The following is a 25,399-nucleotide window of genomic DNA, read 5'->3' as shown; positions in this document are numbered from 1 at the left end:
GATGCTCAACGTAGCGCAACTGCGGGCCGACACGCCAGGAGTAAATGAGGCCATTCATTTCAACAATGCGGGGGCCGCCCTGATGCCTCGCGTCGTGCTGAATACAGTCATTGACCACCTCGAGTTGGAAGGCCGCCTCGGCGGGTACGAGGCTGCGGATGCGGCAGGCGACCGCCTGGAAAAAGTCTATGGTTCGGTCGCGCGCATGCTCAACGCGCATCCGGACGAGATCGCCGTGGTCGAGAATGCGACGCGCGCATGGGATATGGTGTTCTATTCCCTTCCACTTGCGAAGGGGGATGTCATTCTAACCTCGACGACGGAATATGCCGGCAACTATATCCCGTATCTTCAGCTGCAACGGAATCGGGGAATTGAGATCAGGATCATTCCAAACGACGAGCAGGGACAGGTATCCGTGCGTGCATTGCGCGAGATGTTGAACGACAAGCGCGTGAAGCTCATTTCACTGCCATTTATCGCATCGAATGGCGGCCCCATCCAACCGATCGGCGCGATCGGACCGATCGCCAGGGCAGCCGGTGTATGGTTCTTGGTCGATGCCTGCCAGGGAGTCGGCCACTTGCCGATCGATGTCAAGAAGATCGGCTGTCACATGCTCTCGGCCACCAGCCGCAAGTATCTGCGCGGGCCGCGTGGCATGGGATTTCTTTATGTCGAAAAGGACTTGTGCCAGCAGCTCGAGCCGGCTTTCCTCCATCTGCATGCAGCGACGTTGCAATCGCCAGACAAGTTCGAGATACGCCACGACGCGCGGCGCTTCGAGAACTGGGAGTGCAACATCGCCGCCAAACTGGGGATGGGAGCGGCCGTCGACTACGCACTGGGACTAGGTGTCAACGCGATTTGGCTGCGCATTCAGGCGCTTGCCGATCGACTGCGCGCAAGGCTTGCGGAAATCGACGGAGTGAGGATTCGCGACGGCGGTCTGGTGAAGTCGGGTATCGTGACATTTACTGTCAAGGATCGCGAACCGAAAGAGTTACAGCGGATGCTTGCCTTGCAGCCGCAGCGCATCAATGTGACCACATCCACTTTTCGCTCCACCATGCTGGACATGCATGCGCGCGGATTGCACGAAGTCGTGCGTGCGTCAGTCCATGCCTACAACACCGAGCAAGAAATTGAGACGATCGCTGAAGCGATCGATCTATTTTTCAAGGGGAAGGCAAGTGCTCAATAACGAATCCTACCGCATCGCCATCAAGCCGATCACCTTCTTCCTTCCATCCGAACAAGTCGATCCGGAGGCCGTACAGATTCTCGCAACCGCCATCGAGCATGCCGATGTATGGACCACACCGGTCCCGGTCGAACGCGAAACCGGTATCGTCATGGATGGCAACCATAGAATACGCGCGGCGCAGATTCTGGGACTACGCTATTTACCATGCGTATTGCTGAGTTACCGGGATCCCAGGGTGACGGTCGTGAACTGGTGGACTGCGGAGCCGTTCTCCGTCGACCACATCTTTCGTTCAATTCTGTTCAACAAAGAAATACTTCCTTATAAAACAACCAGGCATCACTTTGCACCGGTCCTGCCGGAAACCGACGTGCCCTTGGCAGTACTTCGAGAAAAGGCGTTCGCTCCCGAGAACGATGTAGCGATTTTGTCAAGAAATCGTTGCTGCCGTAGCTGGGCTCGCAATTGACTTTTTGGCAAGAACTTAATAGGAGCGGCTCACGCTACGGCTGGCGTTGACCGTACGCGTGAAGCAGTTGCAATTGCTGGGTTTCAGCATCGATTCGACTTGCGGAGCGGTACCGCCGGTAAGCGCGTCGCTCGCGCGGCACAAGCCGAAGCGGGCATCCATGCCATGACTGTCGATTGAGAGAGTAGCGCCGATCTGCATGGATGCCATCACATTGACCGTGTCCTGGTTGTCTCCAGTGGGATGGACGCACTGCTGGGCAAGATGCGCAGCGCATAGTCCGCCAGCGGAAACTCGAACGTTCCGCGTAGGTTGATACCTTCTAGGTTGGTCGGCGCGATGCGGCGCAGGTCTTCCGGTGACAGTTTCTCGCCGCCGACCGTCTCGATCCGTTCGATGGTGCGCTGCATGTGCTGCGTGTTCCACGCCATCAGGGCATTCGTCAGCAGCGACAGGCTCGACGATACGGCCGCCAGCGACTCCGGCCGCTTGGCCAGCTCGGTCGGGATCTTGCCTGTGTGGACGGCGCGCTGCACCGCATGGACCGCTTCGCCGCGGTTCAGGGCGTGCCGCAATTCGCGCCGGAACGCCGGATTGGTGAAATAGTCGATCAGGAAGATCGAGCGCAGCAGGCGCCCGAGCTGCACGCCGCCGTCGTACACGTCCTGGCCGCGGGCGGCCGAGCCGAAGCGCTGCAAGGCCTGTACCGCGGTGCAGCGGCCGCTCTGGATCGACGCGACCACGCGCACGAATTCGTCGTAGATCGCCTCGATCGCGTGCAGGTTCACGTCGCCGGCGACCACGGGGAGCACTTCGCCCGGCACCAGGTGGCCGACCGGCACATGCAGGTAGCGGTCGCGCATGTGCTGCAGGACCGGGCACAGGTCGAATTTCAAGCCCTTGGCCACGGCGATACCGAAATCGGTGTAGCCATGGGTGTCGACTGCGAGCTGGGCGACGTCATTGGTGCCGCTCTGCCTCACGACGCCCTCGATGGCGGCGCCGACCTGGCGCTCCTTGAGCAGGATCGGCATGTCGTAAAAGATGCCCCAGCGGTCGCGCACATGGGTGTAGATGCCGATCGAGGCGGTGCGCCGGCGCGGATCGGCGCGCGCCTGCCAGATGGTGCGCGTCGTCTCCAGGCTCATCATGTCGGACGATGCCAAGTCGCCGCGTCCCCAATGGGCCGCGATCGGATGGCGGTGCATAAAGCCGAGCACAGCGTCGGCCGCCTCGCGCAGCTTCCGTTCGTCGGCGACCAGCTTCATCATCTGCCGGATCGCCGCCGGCTTCAATTCGGGAATCATGCGCGCAATATCGGCGGCCAACAGCGAGGTGCCGTGCGCGAAGACGGCGGCGTACACAAGCAGCAACTCGCTGCGCGAGCGCGGTTCGCGTCCCAGCAGCATCCAGGAATACCGTACCTCGCTGTCGATGTCGAGGATGATCTTCGGGAGTTGCCCGACCGGCCGGTCCTCGAAGATTGCGCGCCGCAGGGCGTCGAGATGCGGCTTCTTGTCTTCGGCCACGAGCGCTTCGTTGTGCACGCCGTCGTCCTCGATCCGGACCTCGCCGCGCAGATAGGCGTCGCGCAGGCGTTCGAGGCCCTGGTCGAGGTGGCCGACGATCTTGGCCAGGAAGATTTTCGGGTCCTGCGGCAGTTCGAGATGGCCGTAGTAGTGGTTGCGCTTGGCTTTCCATTCGTCCTCGGGAATGAGCAGCGTCGCGCGGCTGCGGAATGAAAAGCTGTGGTCGACGTAGACCGAGCCGTTGCGCAATGCCATGCGCAGCGCGGAGATCGTCGCCCACTCGAAGGCGCGCAACGCCTCGACGCGGTCCTTACCGTGGATGAGCTCGCGCCACACGCGCCCGAGTTTGGTCTCGGTGTCGGCCGGCAGCTCGTTGCCGCCGTTCGGACCGTACAGGCGGCGCAGGATGTTGATCGCGTCGATCACGGGATGCTGCGTCTCCGCCTCGAACGGCAGCTTGACCAGCTTGTGCAGCATGGCGCGCGCTTGGGCGCTCTTGGTCATCAGCTGCAGGCGGATCAGGCTGCGGCGGCTCGGCGCATGCTGCTTGAGCGTCTGGTCGGCCAGATCGGCAATCTTGTCCAGCGTCTCGTCGGCAGGAAGGGTCTTGTCCAGCGCCAGTGCCTTGACCGCCTCGGCGAAGCCACACAGCTGCTTCTTGAGATCGGGGCGGCCGGCGTCGACCTGCCTGCCGGCCTCGTTGGTGACGTCGATCGCCCAGCGCCGGAACATCGCCAGCAGCTGGTCCGTCGCCGAGCACAGTGCATAGCGCATGAAGCAGGCGGCTTCCAGCCGCCGCGATTGCGACTGAATGCGCTTGCTGACCGACGGCGGGCGGTTCGCGCAACGGCGCGCGTAATGGCGCACCAGGGTCTCGTTCACGTCCGCCGGCCAGGCCGCGGCCACCTTCAGCGCGTAGAGCCGGTCGATCTTGTCGAACAGTTCGGCCATCTGGACCGTCGAATGTTTCAGCGGTACCGCCCACAGCCATTGCTGCAGGCTGCCGTGCTCGCCCTCCGGCGCGGCGAGCTGCCGGCCCCACTCAGCGATCGTGGTATCGCCAACCGATTGCATGAGCGTCCTCTCCAGGAACGCCTCATGGCTGCGGATCGCCTCGGCAATCAAGCGCTTGAGCAGGCGGTCGTGCGCGATCAGGATGCGGTGCTCGTACAGCCAGCACTTGACCTGGGCGAGCAGTGTCGATGTGTCAGGCCGGCCGACCAGCGTTTCCTTCAGCCAGCGCACCAGGTAGCGGCGCTGGTGCTCGGTCATGGCGGCAAAGCCGAGCGCCTGGTACGCGAGTTGCTGGTGGTCGATCAACGTGCGCGGCCGGGTGTCGTACAGCGAACGCAGCGTGCCGATCTCGGGCGGCGCGATGCCCAGTTGTTCGCCAAGATGCGTCCACAGTGCCTTCGGGATCTGCCGGTACGCATCGAGCGTGCGGCCGGTCATGCGCACGAAACCGAGATGCAGGGCCAGAGCCAGGCGGTACAGGTCGCGGCGCCTTTCGTCGATCAGGACGCGCTCTTTGGAGGAAAATGTGAAGAACGTGTTGAGTTCGAACTCGTTGAGTTCAGGCGGGATGTGACGCAGGCCGAGGTAAGAGGCGTGCCAGTGGTCCATTGTTATTCTTGGCGAAAAGAACAATGCGCGCCATCATACCTGTCGAAAACGACAAACAGCAAGTGATTGATTTAAAAGGGAATGCTGCGACGCACACCGCTGGAACCCGCATGAATGCTAGAGGTGGCAACCGTCGTATAGTGCACGGAAATCAAAGGAACCCCATGAGTGGATCCCGCCAACTTGCCCTCCAGAGTTTTCCGCCAAACAGCGCCGCGATGGCCAGAACCGAGGTAGCGGCGTCGGCCACGACGTGCAGATACGCGGAGCGCAGATTCAAGTCGTGATGATGGTTGTGGGATTTGTGATCGTGATGTGCATGGTGATGCTCGTGACCATGCACATCCTTGAGTAGCTAGGCGCAGACGAGATTGACCAATAGTCCGACCACGGCAATCGCAATAGCCTGGTCGTAGTGAATCGGCGTCGGCGCGATCAATCGCTCAATCGACTGGTACAACATCAGTCCGGCAACCCCGACCAAGAAGAGCGCGCTCGTGTAGCCGCCCAGCACCTCTATCTTCCAGGTACCAAAGGCAAACCGCGCATCATGGGCGAATCGCCGCGCCGCTCCATAAGCGAGCACGGACAAGCCGAGCGCCAAGGCATGCGAACTCATGTGCCAACCATCGGCCAGCAGCGCCATTGAATTAAACATCCAGCCGCTGGTAATTTCGACACCCATCATGATGACGGTCAGCATAACTGCCCAGCGTGTATTTCTCTCGGCCAGCGGATTGCCCCCGTCAAAAACGTGGGAGTGGCGCCAGTCCTCAACAGAAGAAGAATGCATTGAATGGTGTCCTTTACCGCAAATCAATATACTATACCCCACTATACCTTGCTGCACTAAGAGCGCCATGCCACACACCATCAAAACGAAAAAGCATTTGCTCACCCGCGTACGCCGCATTGGGGGGCAGTCGGAGGCATTGGAGAAGGCGCTGGAACATGAGACTGAGTGCGTCGCCATACTGCAGCAAATCGCCGCGATTCGGGGGGCGGTGAACGGCCTGATGGCAGAGGTACTGGAGGGACATATCCGGGAACACCTCGGTCCGGATGCTGTTTCATCAAGGCAGCGAAATGAGGATTTGGAACAGGTAGTCGCCGTGCTCAAATCCTATCTCAAGTAGTGCTGGCCTAACGTGCAACTTCTTCCGAATTTCCTGCAAGTCGCTGCCGAGTGAAGAGGCGACCATAATTCAGCTATCTGGTGGTCTTGCGTTTTCGTTGAATCACTGCATACGGGCGGGTCAAGGCGATATTGGAGGCATGTGCAAAGCCGGTTCAGCTAGTGTCGCAGCTTTCCGATCACAGTCTGCACCAGGGAATGGCCACGAGTGCGCACCGCTCCGGTGCCCAATTCCACGACATCAAGTGGAAAGGCGGCTGGCACCACGACGGCACCGTGTAGCGCTATGAAGGAAGCCATCCAGTTCCAGGATAATGCGGCCGGCAGTTTGCTGCGAAAGGTGGAGTGGCGAAGTTCCCTCGACGCTGGGGCCACCACGTCCCTGACCATCGGCCATCTTGGCATAACCCAAGACCCGGCCGCCCCTCAGTCATGGCCGTGCGGTGAATCTCAATTGCCGTCAACGCGGGTATGTTCGAGGCCATCAGCATAGGAGTGCTTTCGTCCAAGCAAGTCTGCTTTTGGATCAGAAAGAATGCTTGCGCCGAGAATATCTGTTCTTTCGTATATAGTTCCACCAAAATCGCAGTGCGCTGTATTGGCAAATACAAAATTCATGAAACATCATAATGCGTGTTCTACTCGTTGAAGATAACCCCGATATCGTCGCAAACCTGTACGGTTTTCTTGAACCGCTCGGCTATACGCTGGATTGCGCCCGCAACGGCATCGTTGGACTTGAATATGCGGCCAAGGGCCATTACGACGCGATCGTCCTGGATCTGATGCTTCCCGGACTGGACGGCCTGGAACTGTGCCGGAAGCTGCGTAAGGAGTGGAGCCGGCCGACGCCGGTACTCATGCTGACCGCCAGGGACACCATACAGGATAAATTGACCGGTTTCGATTGCGGGGCGGATGATTACCTCGTGAAACCATTTTCGCTGATCGAACTCGATGCCCGGCTGAAGGCGCTGGTTCGCCGCGCCAGAAATGAGCACATCGACGCCATTCTGGAATTCGGCGACTTACGTTTCGACCTCGGTCGCGTCGAGGCGACACGTTCCGGCCACCGTCTCGAACTCACTCCAACCGGCTATAAACTGTTGGCTGCGCTGTTACGGGCAGCACCACACGTGCTGACGCGAGAAGCCTTGGAGCAAGCAATCTGGGGCGATGACCCGCCGGAGAGCGACGCGCTACGCTCGCATATGCACGCTCTGCGCCAGGCGCTGGATAAGCCTTTTCCAGTGCCGATGCTGAGAACGGTGCAGGGAGTGGGTTACCGATTGGTTGACGGCAATGAAGCATAAGTTGTCGTTGCGTAGCCGCATTGCCTGGTCGTATGTATTGCTTGCGCTCACACTCGGCATTTTTTTCTCCGGCGTCGCTTATATTTCCGTTGAAGTCGCAGAACAATATCTCGTCGATAAACGCCTTCAATCGCTCTCCACGCAATTGATCAGTCGACATCTGCGAGGCGAGCCCCTTGATACCCCTCCCGGGATTAGGTTTTATGTCGATGATGCAATCCCCCCGCGTTTGCGGCAATTAGAAGCAGGGTTTCATGATTTCTTCTTCGATGTAGAGGAACTGCATGCGTTTGTTCTGGTAGATGCGGGGCGGCGCTTTGTCGTAGTGGATGACCAGAGTGAGTTTGAGCATGTGGAGGAACTCATTCATATTGCGTTGGGTACAGGCTTTGTCGCCAGTCTGGCGCTCGCCATTTTTCTTGGCCTTGCAACCGCCAGACGCGTGATTGCGCCAGTTACCGCGTTAGCGCAGGCGATCAACCACAACGTCCCCCCAGGTACACTTCCATCACTTGAATCGGAAGACGAAATGGGTGTCCTCGCCCGTGCTTTTGCGACTCGCACCGATGAGTTACAACGCTTCTTGAACCGTGAGCGGCTTTTCACCGGCGATGTCAGCCACGAACTACGCACACCGCTGACGATTATTCTCGGCGCAGCCGAACTGTTAAAACTCCAGCTTGATGGCCGGCCGCAGCAGCTGGCGGTTGCAGAACGCATCCGGCGTGCCGCGGCCGACACGGCCGAGCGTGTGAGCGCGCTGCTGCTGTTGTCCCGTGCTCCAGAGACGCTCGATGCACCCAGAATAGAACTCAGATCCGTGGTTGAGCGGGAATTAACGCGCTACAAGCCTCTTCTGGTCGGCAAGCCTGTCAAGTGTCGCTTTGACGCACCGCATGAAGTGTGGGTCTATGCCCGGTCGGAGCTCGCCAGTATCGCCGTTGGGAACCTGCTTCGTAACGCTTGCCAATATACGGACGCCGGTGCCGTGCATATCCGGTTGACAGGCGGTCGTCTTGTCATCGAAGACAGTGGGGCCGGCATCCCCGATTCGGTACGCAACCGATTATTCGAGCGTTTCGTTCGCGGGGATCATGATCAACACACCGGCACGGGCTTGGGATTGGCTATCGTGAAACGCGTTGTCGACCACTTGAGGTGGGAAATCAATTTGGAAACGCGCACGGAAGGTGGAAGCCGTTTTGTCCTGTCCTTTCCGCTAACTTAGCTTTTTCCTGGCCATCTTTACACGATCTTCACACCGGACCGGCTATCGTTGAACGCTGGGCAGTCTGATTTGCATTAGGTCGTGATGGCATTTCTACGTTATTCCTTGGTCGGTTGCATTGCGACCGGCGTGCATTATTTCGTCCTGTTCCTCTTGGTGGAAGGCGGGCATTTACGTCCAGCCTATTCCGCAACGATCGGCTCCGGCTGCGGCGCCTTGGTCGCTTATTGGGGAAACAGGCGATTCACCTTCTCCAGTGCATCCCCGCACTGGTCCGCGCTCAGCCGATTTCTGGTGGTGGCGGCGATGGGCGCAAGTTTGAGTGCCGCTCTGGTCTGGGCCAGCACGGCCCTTTTTGCATGGCATTACATGATAGGCCAGATTGCGGCGACTTTGCTTGCCTTGTTTTTCACCTATGGCTTCAACCGTGTCTGGACATTTCGATGAACACCTCCCCCCCGCTCTACAGCGTTGATGCTGGCGAACCGCCTCCGCTCACGTTAACTGTTGTTGTGCCGGTATTCAATGAAGAAGAAGTATTGCCAGTATTCCATCGTCGCCTGGTGAACGCACTCACGGGTGTGCAAGGTGGTTGGGAAGTCGTCTACATTGATGATGGCAGCACCGATAACTCTCATCAGATTCTCAAGCAATTGCGTCTGCTGACTCCGCATGTCGGCATTGCACGCTTTAGCCGCAATTTCGGTAAGGAAGAAGCGATGAGCGCAGGGCTTCGACTCGCGCGGGGAGATGCCGTCATCATCATTGATGCCGATCTGCAAGATCCTCCGGAGCTGATCCCGGCCATGCTCGCCGCCTGGTCGAACGGCGCCGATATGGTGAACATGCGCAGACGTCACCGCCGCGGCGAATCATGGCTCAAAAAAGCCACGGCGCATGCGTTTTACCGCATCATCAATCGCTTGAGCGAAGTGCCGATTCCCGAAGATGTCGGCGACTTCCGCTTGTTGAGCCGGCGGGCGGTTGATGCGTTGAACTTGCTTTCGGAGCGCAATCGCTTCATGAAGGGGATGTTCGCCTGGATCGGTTACCCCCAAATCACCCTCGACTATGACCGGGACGGCCGCGCTGCGGGACAAACAAAATGGCGTTATTGGCGGTTATGGAACTTTGCCATTGAGGGCATCACGGGCTTTTCAATCGCACCCTTGAAAGCGGCGACTTACCTTGGATTCGCTTGCGCTGCTGCGGCATTTATTTACGGCTTGTACTTTTTATTCAAGACGCTCTTTTTGGGCGATGCTGTCAGGGGTTTTCCCACGTTAATTGTCACCGTCCTGTTTTTAGGCGGCTTGCAGTTAATGGCCATGGGCGTGATCGGCGAGTACCTGGGCCGGTTGTTTGTTGAAAGCAAGCGCCGCCCGCTCTATTTGCTTGAAGAATATCAACCTTCATCCATCGCGGATGCGCCACAACACGCCGAAGTTGTTGGGGCCTTCAAATGACGCAGACACTGTCAGTGTTGAAAAATCGATGGGTCGTGTCATGCCTCGTGGCGCTCGTATTGCTTCGATTGTTATCCCTTGGCATGTATCCATTGATGGATACAACAGAAGCCCGCTACGCCGAGATTGCCCGCAAGATGGTCGAACTTGGTAATTGGATAACGCCGTGGTTTGACTATGGCGTGCCGTTTTGGGGCAAACCGCCCTTGTCGTTCTGGCTGACTGCGGCGAGCTTTAAACTGTTTGGCGTCAATGAATTTGCCGCGCGTCTGCCCCATTGGGTGATGGGGATAGTCACGGTCTGGCTGGTATGGAAAACCGCTGCGCAACGGTCTCAACGTGAGGCACTTTACTCGGTGGTTCTGCTGACTGGGTCGGGTCTGTTTTTTTTATCGGCCGGCATGGTCATGACCGATATGGCATTAACGTTGAGTGCGGTCATTGCCATGCGTGGATGTTGGCTGGGCTTGCAGGGGACGCCCGAGCAGAAAACACGTCAACGCTGGCTGCTATTTGTCGGGCTCGGATTGGGACTGTTGGCCAAAGGCCCCGTCGCTCTCATTTTGATCGGGGCGCCGATCGCGTTATGGTCACTCGCCTCCAAAAGCTTCCTGACGGTCTGGCGCGCGTTGCCCTGGGTACGCGGGGCTGCTCTGTCTGCCGCCATTGTCTTTCCGTGGTACATCGCCGCTGAACTGCGTACGCCTGGCTTTCTCGACTATTTTTTAATCGGCGAGCACTGGCATCGGTTTGTGACTCCAGGCTGGACGGGGGATTTGTACGGCAGTGCGCATGAATATCCTCGCGGAACGATCTGGTTGTTCGCCTTGGCGGATTGGCTGCCATGGAGTCTTCTATTGCCAGCGGCGGCGATCGTTTGGCACCGGGATATCAGACTTGTCGGACACGGACGCAGCGACGAAGGATCGTGGCCGATTTACTTGTTGTGCTGGGGATTGATGCCCTGCGTGTTCTTCACGCTGGCGGGAAATATATTGTGGGCCTATGTCTTGCCGGGCATGCCAGCTCTGGCGCTATGGATTGCGACCTGCCTCTCTCGTTTACCGCAACAAAGGGTCGAAAAGCTGTTGACCCTGGGGTTGGTTATTACCGGTTTCGGCTACGCAGGATTCCTCATCAATTTGCGCGTGGCAGATCGGGATCAGTACAAGTCGGCCAAGTCACTGGTCGCCGCATACAAGGCCAGACGTCATGGCGACGAACCATTGGTTATTATCGGCGGCGGACGTCTGTATTCCGCCGCCTTTTATAGTCAGGGAAGAGCTGAGCGCCTTGCCCGCCCCGATCTGCTGTTGCGGCGTTTGGAAGAGGGGCCGGCGATGGTCGCCATGGAAAGCGAACAAATGAAGAACCTGCCGGAGGCAGCCGGGCGTATGTTGATGCCTGTCGGTCAATACGGGAAGTTTGCACTGCTCGCATTGAAGGAGAAGCCGGATTTAGGACCGCTCGCGGCACGAACCGGCAGGAATGATTCATCCCAAGAAACTGCAAGCCAGGCGCTTTTGCCTCAACCTGACAGCCGGAGGAGTTCTGGCGCGTCGGCTATGCAAAATGAATGACGCGGCGCCATGAAAGACCGGTCGGTTTTCGCGTTTTGCCTGCCATCATCTATGATTGCGCAATCGAAAGCCCGGTTCCGAGCAGTCAGTGAGTGGATGATCAGGGAACTGTCATACTACGCAGACGAAACGAAAGGCTGTGTCGATATGCGTGCTTGTGTCTGTCGGTGCCGGATATGACGATCGCTCGGTCCGGCAAACTATTCAAAAACCAGTAAAAGAAGTTTTAGCTATGTCGTTATTCGAGAAAATCAGCCTTTGGGCCCGTCGCATCAAGCGCGATGCGATCACGCTCTGGTTCGCGTACAGACATCCGGCGACGCCGTTGCTTGCCAAGGCGCTGTGTGTTTTTGTCGTTGCATATGCATTGAGCCCAATTGATTTGATTCCCGACTTCATTCCAATTTTGGGGTATGTGGATGACGCAATATTGTTACCCGGTCTTATCTGGATCGCGGTCAAGTTGGTACCTCCTGGTGTGCTGCAGGAATGCCGGGAACAAGGGGATGCATGGATGGCGCGCGAGGGGCGCAAGCCTCGCAATTATTGGGGCGCGGCCCTAGTCGTGGGGATTTGGGTTGCGCTCACTTGGGCTGTTTGGACATTTGCCGTCGCACCGCATATCTGATGGGGCTCGATGCGATCAGGAGTCATCATGCCTGATTATCTGATCGATCTCGTCAGCCGGTTGGGCCAGTGGAGCTACCTCGTGATCTTCTTGGGGGCGACCCTGGAGTCTGCCGCCTTTCTAGGGGTATTCGTGCCGGGGGAAAGCTTGGTGCTGGTGGCCGGCTTTCTCTCGGCACAAGGGATGCTGGACCTCGACGGCGTCGTGTTCATGGCCGTGATCGGCGCGATCCTGGGCGACAACATCGGTTACGAATTAGGCCGGCAGCTCGGCCGGCCATGGATTCTGCATCATGGCAACCGCATCGGCATAAGCGCTGCGCGGCTGCAACGGGCGCAGGAAGTCTTTTCGCGCCATGGCGGCAAAGCAGTCTTCTTTGGCCGGTTCATCGGTTTTGCGCGTGCGCTAGTGCCTTTTGTTGCAGGTTTCACCCGCATGCCCTATCGTCATTTTCTTTGCTATAACGCTCTCGGTGCCACGCTCTGGTCGGTCGGCTTTATCTTGCTGGGATATGTTCTGGGCAGGGGTTGGCGCTTCGCCGAGCATTGGATGGGGCGCGCGAGCGTGATCTTCGGCGGCGCGTTGCTGCTCGTCATCGTTTTTGGCTGGGTGTGGCGCTGGCTGGTACGCCATGAGGCAGGCATCAAGCGGAGCTGGGCGCGCATAGATCAGGGGCCACGCGTCAAGGCGCTGCGACGCCGTTTTTACCCGCAAATTGTCTGGTTGCAGGAACGACTGACGCCGGGCAGCTATTTGGGACTCCAATTGACGGTAGGCTTGGTGGTGCTCATTACCGCCACTTGGATGTTCGGCGGGATCGCCGAAGATGTCGTCACAAATGATTCCCTGACCCAGGTCGATCAGGCAGTCGCCATGTGGTTCCATGCGCATTCAAATGCGCCATTGACTGCATTTATGTCGTCTGTCAGCCGAGTCCATGATGTTACAGGGATCGGCCTTCTCGCCTTGCTGCTCGCGGCGTATCTAGGATGGAAACGCCTCTGGCATCGGCTGCTTGCGCTCGCTCTGACGGTGCCTGGCGGGATGCTGCTCAACGTGCTGCTGAAGTTCGCGTTTCACCGCGCGCGTCCTGCCTTGGGAAATGTCGACCTGAACCCGACCACGTACAGTTTTCCTAGTGGTCATACCATGGCCGCGACCGTGCTCTATGGATTTGCCGCCGCACTGATTGTCAGCATGGCAACGACATGGCAGTGGAAGGTGTTGGCAGTGCTCGTGGCCATAACGATGATCATGCTGGTTGGCTTTAGCCGGGTGTATTTGGGCGTCCATTATTTGAGTGATGTGCTCGCAGCAATCGCGGAAGGGGTGGCCTGGCTTGCCTTGTGCCTTACTGCCGTCAGGACCATGCAGCGGCGTTCATAGACACACTTAATTATTTATGGCGCATGAATAGGTACGTCTCCCTCCTTGACAGAGCTTGCCGGTATCGCCGTTGGTAACCTGCTTCGTAACGCTTGCCAATATACGGACGCCGGTGCCGTGCATATCCGGTTGACAGGCGGTCGTCTTGTCATCGAAGACAGTGGGGCCGGCATCCCCGATTCGGTACGCAACCGATTATTCGAGCGTTTCGTTCGCGGGGATCATGATCAACACACCGGCACGGGCTTGGGATTGCCTATCGTGAAACGCGTTGTCGACCACTTGAGGTGGGAAATCAATTTGGAAACGCGCACGGAAGGTGGAAGCCGTTTTGTCCTGTCCTTTCCGCTAACTTAGCTTTTACCTGGCCATCTTTACACAATCTTCACATCGGGCCGGCTATCGTCGAAGCGCGATGCGATCACGCTATGGTTCGCGGACAAACGAGCTGAATGTGAGGACGTAGACAATGAGGGAAGCTGTGAAGGAAAATCAGGGCGCTTATCGCGTATCCCCCCTGCTGGAACGCCGCGGCGAGGAAGCCGATGTTCCGTATGCGCCGGCACCGTGGATATTGAAGAAATGCATGGAAACCGGTCTTGTGTTTCTGGCTAATCCTCCGGCGTATGAAGAGCTGGAAGTCGACTTTGCATATGAGGTAACGTACGAGAGGGAGTCGAATGCACGCAGACAGGCAGAACCGCTGAGATATGCGTTCAGCACTGCACTCAAGCGCTTGCGCGGCCGGGTCTTGAAGCGAAACAAAACCTTAAGATTGGTTCGCAGTTTGATTCAAACGATACCTGGCGAACGCATCAACATTCTCGACGTCGGGTGCGGATGGGGATCGCTGTTGAAGGAGCTCTTCAAGACATTGTCGCCAGCGCTGCAGCAGCGTTGCATCCCCCACGGCGTTGAAATTTCCCAGGAACTGTCGCGCATATCAAACGAAAAGCTGCAGCGCCTGAACGGAAGTTGCGTCCATGCTTCGGCGAAGGAAGGGATCTTGCACTTTGGCGAGCGCTATTTCGATGTCATTATCATGGCCTCATACCTTGAGCACGAGACAAACCCGCTTCCGGTTTTACGGAACTGTGGCGCTCGACTCAAACCCGGTGGCTCGATCATCGTTAAGGTCCCGAATTACGGGTGTTTGAACCGCATGTTACGCGGACGTCGGTGGTGCGGCTTTCGCTGGCCTGACCATGTCAATTACTTTACGCCGTCAACGCTGAGGTTGATGGCGGATAAGGCCGGGCTTCGACTGGCGAGAATGACTGTCCTGGATCGAAATCCCTTTAGTGACAATATGTACGCGGTCTTGAGGCTGCAGTCGTCGCACTAACCCCGGAGATTTCAGCGCGCCGCACAAAGGCTGCTGAATGGCAAGGTCGAAGTGCCATGGGGACGGAATGAGACATCGATGGCGCGCTTAGGCGAGTTGGCGTTTACGCCCTGTGCTCCAGTCGACGGACCACTTGCAGAAATGCGCCAACCCGTTCTCCGGCGCAGTCGCAGGCCATCAAGTTCTCGCCTTATTCAATTGACCATCAAGCGCCAGGCAAGCAGGTGCAATGAGCAGCGCATACGAAACCGCATATCCTCGACTCAAGGAAGAGTTCACCGAGCAGGAACTCATTGCCATCTATACCCCGACGCCGGCGGAGTTAAAATTCGTTGCAGCGCGCTACCGCCAAGTTACTCTCCAGACCTTCTTGCTGGTCCAGCTGAAACTGCTGCAGCGCCTGGGTTATTTCGTCGCGCTTACCGGCGTACCGACGGAGATCGTCAAGCACGTTTGCAGCCGCGCCGAGGTTAGAGTACCGACCAAGGCGGCGTTGGCCCGTTATGACAAATCCGGCACCAAACACCGGCACCGCGCATACTTGCGTGAATTTGTCGGCATCCGAGAGCTGACAGCAACCGACGAAACCTGGCTGCAAGGCCAGGCGCTGCAGGCAGCGCAGACCAAGCAGGAACTGGCCGACATCATCAATGTGCTCATTGAGGAACTGGTGCAGCGCCGCTTTGAGCTGCCGAGTTACACCGACTTGTATCGGATGTCGATCAACGCGCGGGCAACCGTCAACGAACGCATTTACAAGTCGGTTGCGGGGCAATTGCCGAACGCCGTTATTGCCCGCCTGGATGGCCTGTTCAGGACCGTGGCCGGCCGCAGTCAGTGGGACGGCTTGAAGCGGGAGCCGAAACAGCCCAATGTGCGCGAAGTGACCGATTTCCTGTCCCACATCGACAACATGATGATCTTGTCGAAGGATTTGCCGGATACGAGCCAGATTGCCGCCGCCAAGCGCGAGCAACTGGTCTTGGAGGCTCGGGCGCTCGATCTGGCCGAGATGCGGGCGATGAAGCCGCTCAAGCGCTACACGCTTGCCGTGCTGCTGGTCCAGACCCAGTTGCAAAAGGCGATGGACGATATTGCCGACATCTTCATCAAGACCCTGCGCAACATGCACAGCGCGGCCGAAGAGCGCTTACGGCAATATCATCTGCAGCAGGCCCAGCAGGTGGAGCGCCTGATCGGTCAGTTTCGCGATGTGCTAACCGTGTTTAGCGAAGAGGGAACCAACGATCAGCGCGTTGCCCGCGTTGAGACTGTGCTCGACGGCGATGCCGAACGGTGGATTGGCGCTTGTGACGAACACATGGCCTACGCCGGGAACAACTATTTCCCGTTCATGCTCAACAACTACCCGGGCAAGCGCAGTCTCCTGTTCAAATGCCTGGAGGCATTGGAACTACGCTCAAGCTCCCAGGACACGAGCCTGTTGCGCTCGATCGCGCAGGTTCAAAAATACCGTTCCAGTCACCGCGAGCACATTTCGGTTGCCGAGAGCGGCATGGACGTCGCCGACCACGACTGGATGGCAGACAAGTGGCGCGATCTGGTCTTTGGACGCCGCCAGCACGTCGAGCCGTCCACTTACCACCGCAAGTATTACGAGCTGGCCGTGTTCTCCGAAGTGATGATCGCCTTGAAGTCGGGCGACCTGTTCGTTGAACATAGCGGCGACTACGACGACTACCGCAACCACTTGGTGAGCTGGGAAGAGTATGAATGCGAGGTGCAAGGCTATAGCGAGATGGTCGGCTTGCCGGTCGAGCCGAGGGAGTTTGTTGCCAAGCTGCGACGCGAGATGAAGGAGCTGGCACGCGCGGTCGACCGTAATTTCCCGGAAAACTCAGGCGTCGATATCGATGAATCGGGCCTGATCATCCGCCGTCCGGAAAAGCAGAAGCCGCCCGCGGAACAGGAAATGGTCGACGAAGCGATCCGCAGCCAGCTTCCCGAGGCCAGCATCCTCGACGTGCTGACCGAGGTGGAAAATTGGCTTGACCTGCATCGTCTGTTCGGCCCGCTGTCCGGCTTCGAGTCCAAAATCGACGCCCCACGCAAGCGTTTCATCACGACCTTGTTCTGCTACGGCTGTAATCTCGGACCGACACAAACGGCCAGATCGGTCAAGGGACTGAGCCGCAAGCAAGTCGCCTGGCTCAATCTCAAGCATGTGACCGAGCAGCGGCTCGACAAGGCGATCTTCAAGGTGATCAACGCCTACAATCGTTTTGCGCTGCCGCGCTACTGGGGCTCCGGCAAAAGTGCCTCGGCCGACGGCACCAAGTGGAGTATGTACGAGCAGAACCTTTTATCGGAATACCACATCCGCTATGGCGGTTACGGCGGCATTGGCTACTATCACGTCTCGGACAAGTACATTGCACTGTTCAGCCACTTCATTCCCTGTGGCGTCTACGAGGCGGTCTACATCCTAGACGGCCTGATCAACAACCAGTCCGACATCCAGCCGGACACCTTGCACGGCGACACACAGGCGCAGAGTACGCCGGTGTTCGGCCTGGCCTACCTACTGGGCATCAACCTGATGCCGCGTATCCGCAACATCAAGGATCTGAAGTTCTACCGCGCCGGCCGCGACGATGAGCTGGAGCACATCAACAGCCTGTTTCGCGGCGCCATCGATTGGGACTTGATCGCCTTGCACCTGAAGGACATGCTGCGAGTCGTGATCTCGATCAAGGCCGGCAAGATCGCGCCGTCGACAATCCTGCGCCGGCTCGGCACGGCGAGTCGCAAGAACAAGCTGTACTACGCCTTCCGCGAGTTGGGCAGGGCGGTGCGCACCCAGTTCTTGCTGAAGTACATCAGCGACGCAGAATTGCGCCGGACGATCAACGCTGCGACGAACAAGAGCGAGGAGTTCAACGATTTCGTCAAATGGCTGTTCTTCGGCGGAGATGGCATCATCGCCGAAAACATCCGGCACGAGCAGCGCAAGGTGGTGAAGTACAACCAGTTGGTCGCCAACATGGTGATCCTGCATAACGTGCAGGGCATGACGCGTGTGTTGAAGGGACTGCAGGCCAAAGGTTTCCCGCTGACCGAGGATCTCCTGCGCGGCACGGCACCGTACCGGAGAGAGCACATCAACCGATTCGGTGAATATCCGCTGGACCTGGATCGGCGAGTTGAGCCGATCAACTACAAACTCGATTTCACCTTATAAATCATCGAGTTAACTTAACTTTGGCGAAAAAAACATTAATCCCGGCCGATCCTCATTCCCGGCTTCATGATGACCACGTGCGCATGAAGGAGGGCGCTTCAGGCGCTGCCGGCCCGATGCTTTGTTTGTTGGAAAATATCAATGCACGGCGGGCCAAGGGGGAGTCATTCGCGTCAATCGCTGCAGACCTGAACAAGCAGGGTTTGACTGGCCGCTACGGAGGTCGCTGGTATGCCAGCAGTGTCTGGACGTATCTGCAACGGTGGTCATAAAGGCATCGTCTCCTGAACCGGTGTCTCAGGTGCGTTATCGTAGACCCTTGGCATTGGCCTGAAGCCACGCCCCACCATCCAGGCCGAGAAGTAGCGATAAACTACACGGATCAGCAGAAAGTTGGATCGCTGATCCACTGTTTTCCAGCCATAAACGGGTCTACCAGGAGATATGCATGCCTTTTTTCAAAGCTTACCTCATCGAGCAGTCGGCCGACGGACAAGTCGGCGGACGCCTGTCTACGCTTTCGCCGGAGCAACTGGATGCCGGCGAAGTGCTGATCCGGGTCCACTACTCGAGCATCAACTACAAGGATGCGCTCGCGGCAACGGGCAAAGGCAAGATCATCCGTCGCTTCCCTTGCGCAGGCGGCATCGACATGGCGGGGGAGGTTGCGGAGAGCACCGACCCGCGTTTCACCCCCGGCCAAAAAGTGATCGCGACGAGTTTCGACATTGGGGTTTCGCACCACGGCGGCTACGCTGAATACGCACGCGTGCCGGGGAAGTGGGTTGTTCCGTTACCGGAGGGACTCGACCTGAAGGAATCCATGGCGCTCGGCACCGCCGGTTTTACCGCCGCCCTGGGCATCGTTCGCATGGAGGATAACGGTCTTGCCCCTGCCAACGGGCCGGTTGTCGTCAGCGGCGCCACGGGGGGAGTCGGCGGCCTTGCGATCGACATGCTGGCGCGGCTCGGATATCACGTCGTCGCGCTGACAAGCAAGGCGACCGAGTCTGACTATCTGCATATGCTCGGCGCGAATGAAATCAAGCTCACTTCCACAATCGATTTCGACAAGGTCCGCCCCCTTGAGGCAGGACTCTGGGCAGGCGCAGTCGACAACGTCGGCGGGCCGATCCTCCACTGGATACTGGCGACGATGAAGCAGGCGGGCACTGTCGCCAGTATCGGCAACGCCGCCAGTGCAAAGCTCGACACGACCGTGTTCCCGTTTATCCTGCGCGGTGTCAGCCTGCTCGGCGTTGATTCCGGCTACATGGGATTTCCAACACGGCAGCGGGTATGGGAGCGCCTCGCATCCGACCTCAAGCCGCGCCATCTCGATGCCGTGACGCGCGTCGTTGACTTCGACGAACTGCCCGGTTGCTTCGACGACTTTATTTCAGGCCGCGTCAAGGGCCGGACTGTCGTGCGTATAGGTGCGTAAGCACTCCGTGTTTCTCAACTTGTCCGGGAGCCATAAACAAGACATCCCGGCCGTCAGGAAACTGCAGCGGCGCGGGACGGCATCGTTTCGACCGGCGTTTCAGACAGGCGCAGCAGGTTCTCGATGTCGCGCCGCGGAGGGGCGCCGAACAGCCGGCTGTACTCGCGGCTGAATTGCGAAGGACTCTCGTAGCCGACGTGGAAGGCGGCGGTCGATGCATCCACACGCTCCATGAGCATCAGCCGCCGCGCCTCGTTCAGGCGCAACCATTTCTGGAATTGCAACGGACTCATCGCGGTAAGCAAGCGGAAGTGATGGTGGAAGCTCGATGTACTCATCTGCACATCGGCTGCGAGTTCCTCGATGCGCAACGGATGGGCATAGTGCGATTTCAGCCAGTCGATCGCCTTGGCTATCCGGTGGCTTTGACTGCCAACGGAAGCGATCTGCCACAGACGCGCGCCCTGGTCGCTCGTCAGCAGGCGATAACAGATTTCGCGCTGGATGAGCGGGGAGAGCACTGGAATCGATGCGGGTTCGTCGAGCAAGTCCAGCAAGCGCGTGAATGCCTGGAGCAGATGCGGTGTGGTCTCGCCAAGTACCATGCCGCGGTCGGATACATGCTCGGGCGGCGGCGCCATCCTGCTTTGCAACATCAGCTCTGCCACGACATGCAGGTCGAGTTTCAACACCAGGCCAAGGTAGGGCCTGTCGCGGCTAGCTTCGAAGACCTGCATCATGGCCGGCAGGTCGAGCGAAGTGATCAGGAAACGTTTGATGTCATAGAGATAAACATTGTCGCCAAGGAGGGCCCGCTTGGCGCCCTGGACAACGAGTGCGACGCTCGGTTCCACCATGCAACTGGCCGGCTGGGTCGGCTCGTCGCGTCGATAGAACGTCAGGTTCGGGATGGTTGTGCTGAGTTGATTGAGACCGTCCGTCCAGCGAGCCACAGTCTCGGCGAGCGGTCGGCGCAGCACTTCGATCTCTTCGATTCCCTGACGAGGCATGACGGCGTGCAGTTCCATGGAAACTCCTGATTTTATCCTGTTCGATGGTAAGTCACATTTATCCGCCTGTCGTCGACCTCGGAGGATTAGGCAATAAACTCATCGTATCGTGCTAACGAAAGAAGTGCGCGGGCAAGGAGAATGCAATTCATCCATTCTTCCGCCCCTGGAGGCACCGATGATCACACTCGAAATCAACGGCAAGGCGACCCGCGTCGATGCCGACCCCGATACACCGCTTCTTTGGGTGTTGCGCGATACGCTGCAAATGACCGGCACGAAATATGGCTGCGGCATGGGACTGTGCGGCGCTTGCACGGTGCACCTGGAAGGCGAGCCGGTGCGCTCGTGCAGCACGCCGGTGTCCGCCGCCGCAGGAAAGAAAATCGTCACTATTGAAGGTGCGGCCCGCGCGCACGTCGCCAAGGCGGTGCAGGAAGCCTGGCAGCGCCTTGACGTCGTGCAATGCGGCTACTGCCAGTCGGGCCAGATCATGAGCGCCGTGGCCCTGCTGGAAAGGAACCGCAAACCTTCCGATGCCGATATCGACACCGCCATGGCCGGCAACATCTGCCGTTGCGCCACCTATGTACGCATCCGAGCCGCCATTCATGAAGCGGCGAAATCGCTCGCTTGAAGGAGGCAGCAATGACGAACACGACTCGCATCGAGAATGAAAGCCGCCGCCGCTTCCTCCAGGGCGCTGCGGGACTGACGCTTGCCGTCTACCTGCCAAGCGCATCGAGCGCACCGGCAGCCTCAGGCGCGCAGCCCTTCGAGCCGAACGCTTTCCTGCGTATCGGCCCCGACAACACTGTGACCGTGATTTCCAAGCATCTGGAGATGGGCCAGGGCACATATACCGGGCTTGCCACCATCGTGGCGGAGGAACTGGACGCCGCCTGGCCGCAGGTACGCGTGGAAGGAGCGCCGGCTGATGCCAGGCGCTACAACAACCTGCTGTGGGGGACGGCACAGGGCACCGGCGGCAGCACGGCGATCGCGAACTCGTGGGAGCAACTGCGCCAGGCCGGCGCGTCGGCGCGTGCCATGCTGGTCGCCGCGGCTGCCCAGCAGTGGAAGGTGCCGGCAGAAGAGATCAGCGTGAGCGAGGGCATCGTCACGCATGCGCGTTCGAAGCGCAAGGCGAGCTTCGGCGAGCTGGCGCAAGCTGCGGCACAGCAACCGGTTCCGGCCGGGGTCAAGCTCAAGGATCCCGAGGACTTCAATCTCATCGGCAAACGCGTGCCGCGCAAAGATACGGCCGCCAAGATCAACGGCCAGGCCCGCTTTACCCAGGACGTGCATCTGCCAGGCATGCTGACCGCCGTCGTCGCCCACCCGCCGCGTTTCGGCGCCAAGGTAAAAACTGTCAATGCGACACGGGCGAAGGCTGTGAAAGGTGTCGTCGATGTCGTCTCCATTCCGGCCGGTGTGGCCGTGCTGGCAAAGGATACCTGGAGTGCGAAAAAGGGCCGCGATGCGTTGAAGGTGGAGTGGGACGAATCGGCCGCTTTCAAGCTCGGCACCGACGAAATCTTTGCGCGCTACCGCGAGCTCGCCAAATCGCCCGGCGTGGTCGCACACAAGCAAGGCAATCCAGATGCCGCATTCGCATCGCCGGCACGCGTGCTGCGCGCAACCTACGACTTCCCTTATCTCGCGCACGCGGCCATGGAGCCGATGAATTGCGTCGTGCACCTGAAGAAGGATGGCTGCGAAATCTGGAACGGCGAGCAGATGCAGACCGTCGACCAGATGAAAGTTGCCGCGCTGCTCGGCCTCAAACCCGAACAGGTGAAGGTGAACATGCTCTACGCCGGCGGCAGCTTCGGCCGGCGCGCGAGCAAGGATTCGGACTATATCCTTGAAGCGGTGAGCATCGCCAAGGCCATCAAGGGCAGGGCGCCGGTCAAGCTGGTGTGGCTGCGCGAAGACGACATGAAGGCAGGCTATTACCGGCCCGCATTCCATCATGCGCTCGAAGCAGCCCTCGATGCGCAGGGTAAGCTGACAGGCTGGCGCCATCGGCTGGTCGGGCAATCGATCCTGGCGAATTCGCCGTTCGCCGCGATGGTCCAGAACGGCGTCGACCGCGTTTCGGTCGAGGGCGCGGCCAACCTGCCGTATGCCATTCCCAATATGCTGGTCGACCTGCATACGCCCAATGATATCGGCGTACCGGTGCTGTGGTGGCGCTCCGTCGGATCGACGCATACGGCGTATTCGACAGAGACCTTTCTCGATGAAGTCGCCGCTGCAGCGGGCCAGGATCCGGTGGCATTCCGCCTGGCGCTGCTCGATCGCCATCCGCGCCACGCGGGCGTGCTGAAACTCGCCGCTGACAAGGCGGGCTGGGGAACACCGCTTGCCCAGGGCGCCAACGGCGAGAAGCGTGGACGCGGCGTGGCGGTACACGAGTCCTTCCGGTCCTATGTGGCGCAAGTGGCGGAAGTGACGGTCAAGCCGGATGGCAGTGTCAAGGTCGATCGCATCGTCTGCGCGGTCGATTGCGGCATCGCCGTCAATCCCGACAACGTGCGGTCCCAGGTCGAAGGCTCGGTGGGCTTCGCGCTGTCGGCGGCGCTGCACGGAGCGATCACGCTCAAGGACGGCGTCGTCGATCAATCGAACTTCCACGACTATGCGCCGATCCGCATCAACGAGATGCCCAGGGTCGAAGTGCACATCGTTCCCTCGGCAGAGAAGCCGACAGGCATCGGCGAGCCGGGTGTGCCGCCCGTGGCGCCGGCGGTCGCGAATGCGATCGCCGCGGCGACCGGCAAACGCGTCCGCCGCCTGCCGATCAGCGCCGACGAATTGAAGGCTTGACGGGCAAAGATGGACGCGGCCGATATCGCGGTACTGAAGCAGGCGCATGCCTGGGCCGAAGCCGGGCATGACGCCGCGCTGGTCACGGTGGCGAGGACGTGGGGCTCTTCCCCCCGGCCTCCGGGCTCGCTGATGGCCCTGCGCGCCGACGGACAAGTCGCCGGATCGGTTTCGGGAGGATGCATCGAGGATGATTTGATCGCCAGCGTGCGCGCGGGCGGACTCGATGAACTGTTCGGCAGCCGCCTGGCATTCTCGGTTCGGTACGGCGTCGATGCGGAGACAGCCCACCGGTTTGGCCTGCCTTGCGGCGGAACCCTGGAACTGGTCATCGAACGCGTGGGACCCGGCACGAGGCTCGACGAGTTGCTCGATGCGTTACAAGGTCGAGATCTGGTGCGCCGTGATCTGTATCTTTCCTCAGGCCGCGTCAACCTTGGCACGGTTGCCCGCGCCGATCCGGTGGCCTTCGATGGGGAGAGGCTGCGCATGGTCTTCGGCCCGCGATACCGTCTGCTCGTCATCGGCGCCGGCCAGCTCAGTGCTTATCTTTGCGATGTGGCGCTTGGGCTGGGCTTCGACATCACCGTTTGCGATCCGCGCGAGGAATACACTAGATCGTGGGAAGTGCCGGGGGTAAGGGTGGTGCATGACATGCCTGACGACGTCGTGCGTGCGATGCAACCGAACCGCTCGACGGCTGTCATTGCGCTTACGCACGATCCCAAGCTGGACGACCTGGCGTTGATGGAGGCACTCCGTTCTCCGGCCTTTTACGTCGGGGCCATCGGTTCCCGCAGCAACAACCGCAAGCGCCGCGAACGGCTCATGCAGCACTTCGACATGACCGAGGAAGAGGTCAACCGCCTGCATGGGCCCGCAGGACTTTACATTGGCAGCAAGACACCGCCGGAAATCGCGTTGTCGATTCTCGCGGAATTGATTGCAACGAAGAACGGCGTTTCCCGCAGTGTGGCCGGTATGGAAGTGCAGGAAGCGAAAGCCATTGTTGAAGTGTAGTCAATGTCAGCACGCGGTTTTTCGCAATGCAATCTTCGACGCAACGGCCGGGCGCAAGCGTCGGAACATAACATCAAAAATAAAGGCAAAGAGACTCTTGGAAGTCCGGGACAGATGACTAGAATGATAGTAAGTCAATAAGTAGTTGAGTCGGCAAATGCCGATTCGGTGAAAGCTGATGGCCCCTGACGAAGGGCAGAGATCATGCTGAGGAACAACCTGATGACGCATGATTACGAAGAGCCGCAATGTTGATTATTGTCGGCCCCGTGAATTCCGACTTTACGCGAAGCGTGAAGCAGAGCCCGATACTTCGCGTATCGGGCTTTTATTTTTTTGCATGCAAGAACAGGATCAACATTGAGCGAGGCTTGTTGTCATCCGCTTGCATGCCGGGCGCGAAAGGAGATCGAAGTGCCTAAATACCTTATTGAAGCCAGTTATGTTGGCGAAGGCGTCAGCGGCCTGCTCAAGGAAGGTGGAACCAGGCGACGCAAAGCTGTTGATGAATTGTTCGATTCGATGGGCGGCACAGTGGAAGCGTTTTATTTCGCCTTCGGCGAAAAGGACGTTTTCATCATTGGAGAACTTCCGGACAATGCCACTGCGGCGGCGTTGGCGCTCAGGGTAAATGCCGCTGGAGCGGCCAGGTGTAAAACGACTGTGCTGATCACGCCTCAGGAGGTTGACCAGGCGGTGAAGAAGACCGCCGCATATCGACCGCCGGGGTATGGGGTTGCCCCATCCGATGTCGCCAAGTGGAATGCCGAGGGCGGCCATCTTCGTCAAGACTCCCCGGGCGAAGAAGGCACGGAATGAATGACTGTCTGGGAAAAGTGATTTGAATTATGTTTCCTGGCGCAAAACATGTCCCGGAACTTGTGGAACGGAAGTTGACATTATGAGCATAATGTCTTCCGTCCACGGGTTTCTCAAATCCACTGGTTTCGGAAAAGTGCAATCTTCTCGCCTAAAGAACTTT

At 58.9% G+C, this 25,399-nt stretch carries 23 protein-coding genes and 1 pseudogene; 19 read left to right on the top strand and 5 right to left on the bottom strand.

Annotated features, from left to right (window positions below; genetic code table 11):
• Position 1: 1 nt before the first annotated feature.
• Together AC3WOY_RS25970 and AC3WOY_RS25965 are read left to right on the top strand one after the other, a co-directional pair.
• Positions 2–1,204 (top strand): aminotransferase class V-fold PLP-dependent enzyme, encoded by a 1,203-nt coding sequence (locus AC3WOY_RS25970; protein ID WP_492420117.1) that lies wholly within the window; start codon positions 2–4, stop codon positions 1,202–1,204.
• Entirely contained in the window at positions 1,194–1,676 is a 483-nt protein-coding gene (locus AC3WOY_RS25965) for a ParB N-terminal domain-containing protein (protein WP_492420115.1), read from the top strand. Before AC3WOY_RS25970 ends, AC3WOY_RS25965 begins: the two co-directional genes overlap by 11 nt.
• 15 nt (positions 1,677–1,691) lie before the next feature.
• On the opposite strand, the gene AC3WOY_RS25960 is transcribed toward AC3WOY_RS25965, so the two are convergent.
• The 3 genes and pseudogenes from AC3WOY_RS25960 to AC3WOY_RS25950 form a co-directional block, all read right to left on the bottom strand.
• Positions 1,692–1,889, bottom strand: a complete 198-nt coding sequence (locus tag AC3WOY_RS25960) for a hypothetical protein (RefSeq protein ID WP_492420113.1) — start codon at positions 1,887–1,889, stop codon at positions 1,692–1,694.
• Positions 1,886–4,828, bottom strand: a complete 2,943-nt coding sequence (locus AC3WOY_RS25955) for a Tn3 family transposase (protein ID WP_492420111.1) — start codon at positions 4,826–4,828, stop codon at positions 1,886–1,888. Before AC3WOY_RS25955 ends, AC3WOY_RS25960 begins: the two co-directional genes overlap by 4 nt.
• A gap of 154 nt (positions 4,829–4,982) precedes the next feature.
• Positions 4,983–5,621: pseudogene (locus AC3WOY_RS25950) on the bottom strand (cation diffusion facilitator family transporter); the annotation flags it as partial.
• 67 nt (positions 5,622–5,688) lie between these two features.
• Here AC3WOY_RS25950 and AC3WOY_RS25945 point away from each other — a divergent pair.
• The gene (locus tag AC3WOY_RS25945; protein ID WP_492420109.1) at positions 5,689–5,964 is read left to right on the top strand and encodes a metal/formaldehyde-sensitive transcriptional repressor; all 276 of its coding nucleotides are present in this window, start codon (positions 5,689–5,691) and stop codon (positions 5,962–5,964) included.
• Between the two features lie 449 nt (positions 5,965–6,413).
• On the opposite strand, the gene AC3WOY_RS25940 is transcribed toward AC3WOY_RS25945, so the two are convergent.
• On the bottom strand, positions 6,414–6,581 hold the full coding sequence (locus AC3WOY_RS25940) for a hypothetical protein (RefSeq protein WP_492420107.1): 168 nt from the start codon (positions 6,579–6,581) through the stop codon (positions 6,414–6,416).
• Positions 6,582–6,592: 11 nt separating this feature from the next.
• Between AC3WOY_RS25940 and AC3WOY_RS25935 the strand changes: the two genes are divergently transcribed.
• The 12 genes from AC3WOY_RS25935 (at position 6,593) to AC3WOY_RS25880 (ending at position 19,555) form a co-directional block, all read left to right on the top strand.
• Positions 6,593–7,276, top strand: a complete 684-nt coding sequence (locus AC3WOY_RS25935) for a response regulator transcription factor (protein ID WP_492420105.1) — start codon at positions 6,593–6,595, stop codon at positions 7,274–7,276.
• On the top strand, positions 7,266–8,504 hold the full coding sequence (locus tag AC3WOY_RS25930; RefSeq protein ID WP_492420103.1) for a sensor histidine kinase: 1,239 nt from the start codon (positions 7,266–7,268) through the stop codon (positions 8,502–8,504). Before AC3WOY_RS25935 ends, AC3WOY_RS25930 begins: the two co-directional genes overlap by 11 nt.
• A gap of 84 nt (positions 8,505–8,588) precedes the next feature.
• Positions 8,589–8,951, top strand: coding sequence for a GtrA family protein (locus AC3WOY_RS25925; protein ID WP_492420102.1), 363 nt, complete (start codon positions 8,589–8,591; stop codon positions 8,949–8,951).
• On the top strand, positions 8,948–9,970 hold the full coding sequence (locus AC3WOY_RS25920; RefSeq protein ID WP_492429099.1) for a glycosyltransferase family 2 protein: 1,023 nt from the start codon (positions 8,948–8,950) through the stop codon (positions 9,968–9,970). Before AC3WOY_RS25925 ends, AC3WOY_RS25920 begins: the two co-directional genes overlap by 4 nt.
• Positions 9,967–11,550 carry an ArnT family glycosyltransferase gene (locus AC3WOY_RS25915; protein ID WP_492420100.1) on the top strand — a complete coding sequence of 528 codons (1,584 nt, stop codon included), beginning with the start codon at positions 9,967–9,969 and terminating at the stop codon, positions 11,548–11,550. Before AC3WOY_RS25920 ends, AC3WOY_RS25915 begins: the two co-directional genes overlap by 4 nt.
• Positions 11,551–11,782: 232 nt before the next feature.
• On the top strand, positions 11,783–12,178 hold the full coding sequence (locus tag AC3WOY_RS25910; RefSeq protein ID WP_492429109.1) for a YkvA family protein: 396 nt from the start codon (positions 11,783–11,785) through the stop codon (positions 12,176–12,178).
• A gap of 27 nt (positions 12,179–12,205) precedes the next feature.
• Positions 12,206–13,564, top strand: a complete 1,359-nt coding sequence (locus AC3WOY_RS25905; protein WP_492420098.1) for a bifunctional DedA family/phosphatase PAP2 family protein — start codon at positions 12,206–12,208, stop codon at positions 13,562–13,564.
• Between the two features lie 45 nt (positions 13,565–13,609).
• Positions 13,610–13,921: a sensor histidine kinase gene (locus AC3WOY_RS25900; protein WP_492429097.1), complete on the top strand. Its 312-nt coding sequence runs from the start codon at positions 13,610–13,612 to the stop codon at positions 13,919–13,921.
• 112 nt (positions 13,922–14,033) lie between these two features.
• The gene (locus AC3WOY_RS25895) at positions 14,034–14,909 is read left to right on the top strand and encodes a class I SAM-dependent methyltransferase (protein ID WP_492429095.1); all 876 of its coding nucleotides are present in this window, start codon (positions 14,034–14,036) and stop codon (positions 14,907–14,909) included.
• Positions 14,910–15,138: 229 nt separating this feature from the next.
• Entirely contained in the window at positions 15,139–18,111 is a 2,973-nt protein-coding gene (locus tag AC3WOY_RS25890; RefSeq protein ID WP_492429093.1) for a Tn3 family transposase, read from the top strand.
• A gap of 83 nt (positions 18,112–18,194) precedes the next feature.
• Positions 18,195–18,383 (top strand): recombinase family protein, encoded by a 189-nt coding sequence (locus tag AC3WOY_RS25885; RefSeq protein WP_492429406.1) that lies wholly within the window; start codon positions 18,195–18,197, stop codon positions 18,381–18,383.
• A gap of 176 nt (positions 18,384–18,559) precedes the next feature.
• Positions 18,560–19,555: an oxidoreductase gene (locus AC3WOY_RS25880; RefSeq protein WP_492429091.1), complete on the top strand. Its 996-nt coding sequence runs from the start codon at positions 18,560–18,562 to the stop codon at positions 19,553–19,555.
• Positions 19,556–19,608: 53 nt separating this feature from the next.
• Here AC3WOY_RS25880 and AC3WOY_RS25875 read toward each other — a convergent pair whose 3' ends face one another.
• Positions 19,609–20,583, bottom strand: coding sequence for an AraC family transcriptional regulator (locus tag AC3WOY_RS25875; RefSeq protein ID WP_492429090.1), 975 nt, complete (start codon positions 20,581–20,583; stop codon positions 19,609–19,611).
• A gap of 160 nt (positions 20,584–20,743) precedes the next feature.
• Between AC3WOY_RS25875 and AC3WOY_RS25870 the strand changes: the two genes are divergently transcribed.
• From AC3WOY_RS25870 to AC3WOY_RS25855, 4 genes are all read left to right on the top strand, one after another.
• A complete protein-coding gene (locus tag AC3WOY_RS25870) occupies positions 20,744–21,202 on the top strand; it encodes a (2Fe-2S)-binding protein (protein ID WP_492429089.1) in 459 nt (152 codons plus the stop codon).
• Positions 21,203–21,213: 11 nt separating this feature from the next.
• Positions 21,214–23,397, top strand: coding sequence for a xanthine dehydrogenase family protein molybdopterin-binding subunit (locus AC3WOY_RS25865; protein WP_492429088.1), 2,184 nt, complete (start codon positions 21,214–21,216; stop codon positions 23,395–23,397).
• Between the two features lie 9 nt (positions 23,398–23,406).
• Positions 23,407–24,417: an XdhC family protein gene (locus tag AC3WOY_RS25860; protein ID WP_492429086.1), complete on the top strand. Its 1,011-nt coding sequence runs from the start codon at positions 23,407–23,409 to the stop codon at positions 24,415–24,417.
• A 414-nt stretch (positions 24,418–24,831) separates the two neighbouring features.
• On the top strand, positions 24,832–25,236 hold the full coding sequence (locus AC3WOY_RS25855; protein WP_492429084.1) for a GYD domain-containing protein: 405 nt from the start codon (positions 24,832–24,834) through the stop codon (positions 25,234–25,236).
• Positions 25,237–25,399: the final 163 nt, after the last annotated feature.

This window comes from Noviherbaspirillum sp. FW303-A3 (assembly GCF_058788695.1).
This window is presented reverse-complemented; position numbering and strand designations above follow the sequence as displayed.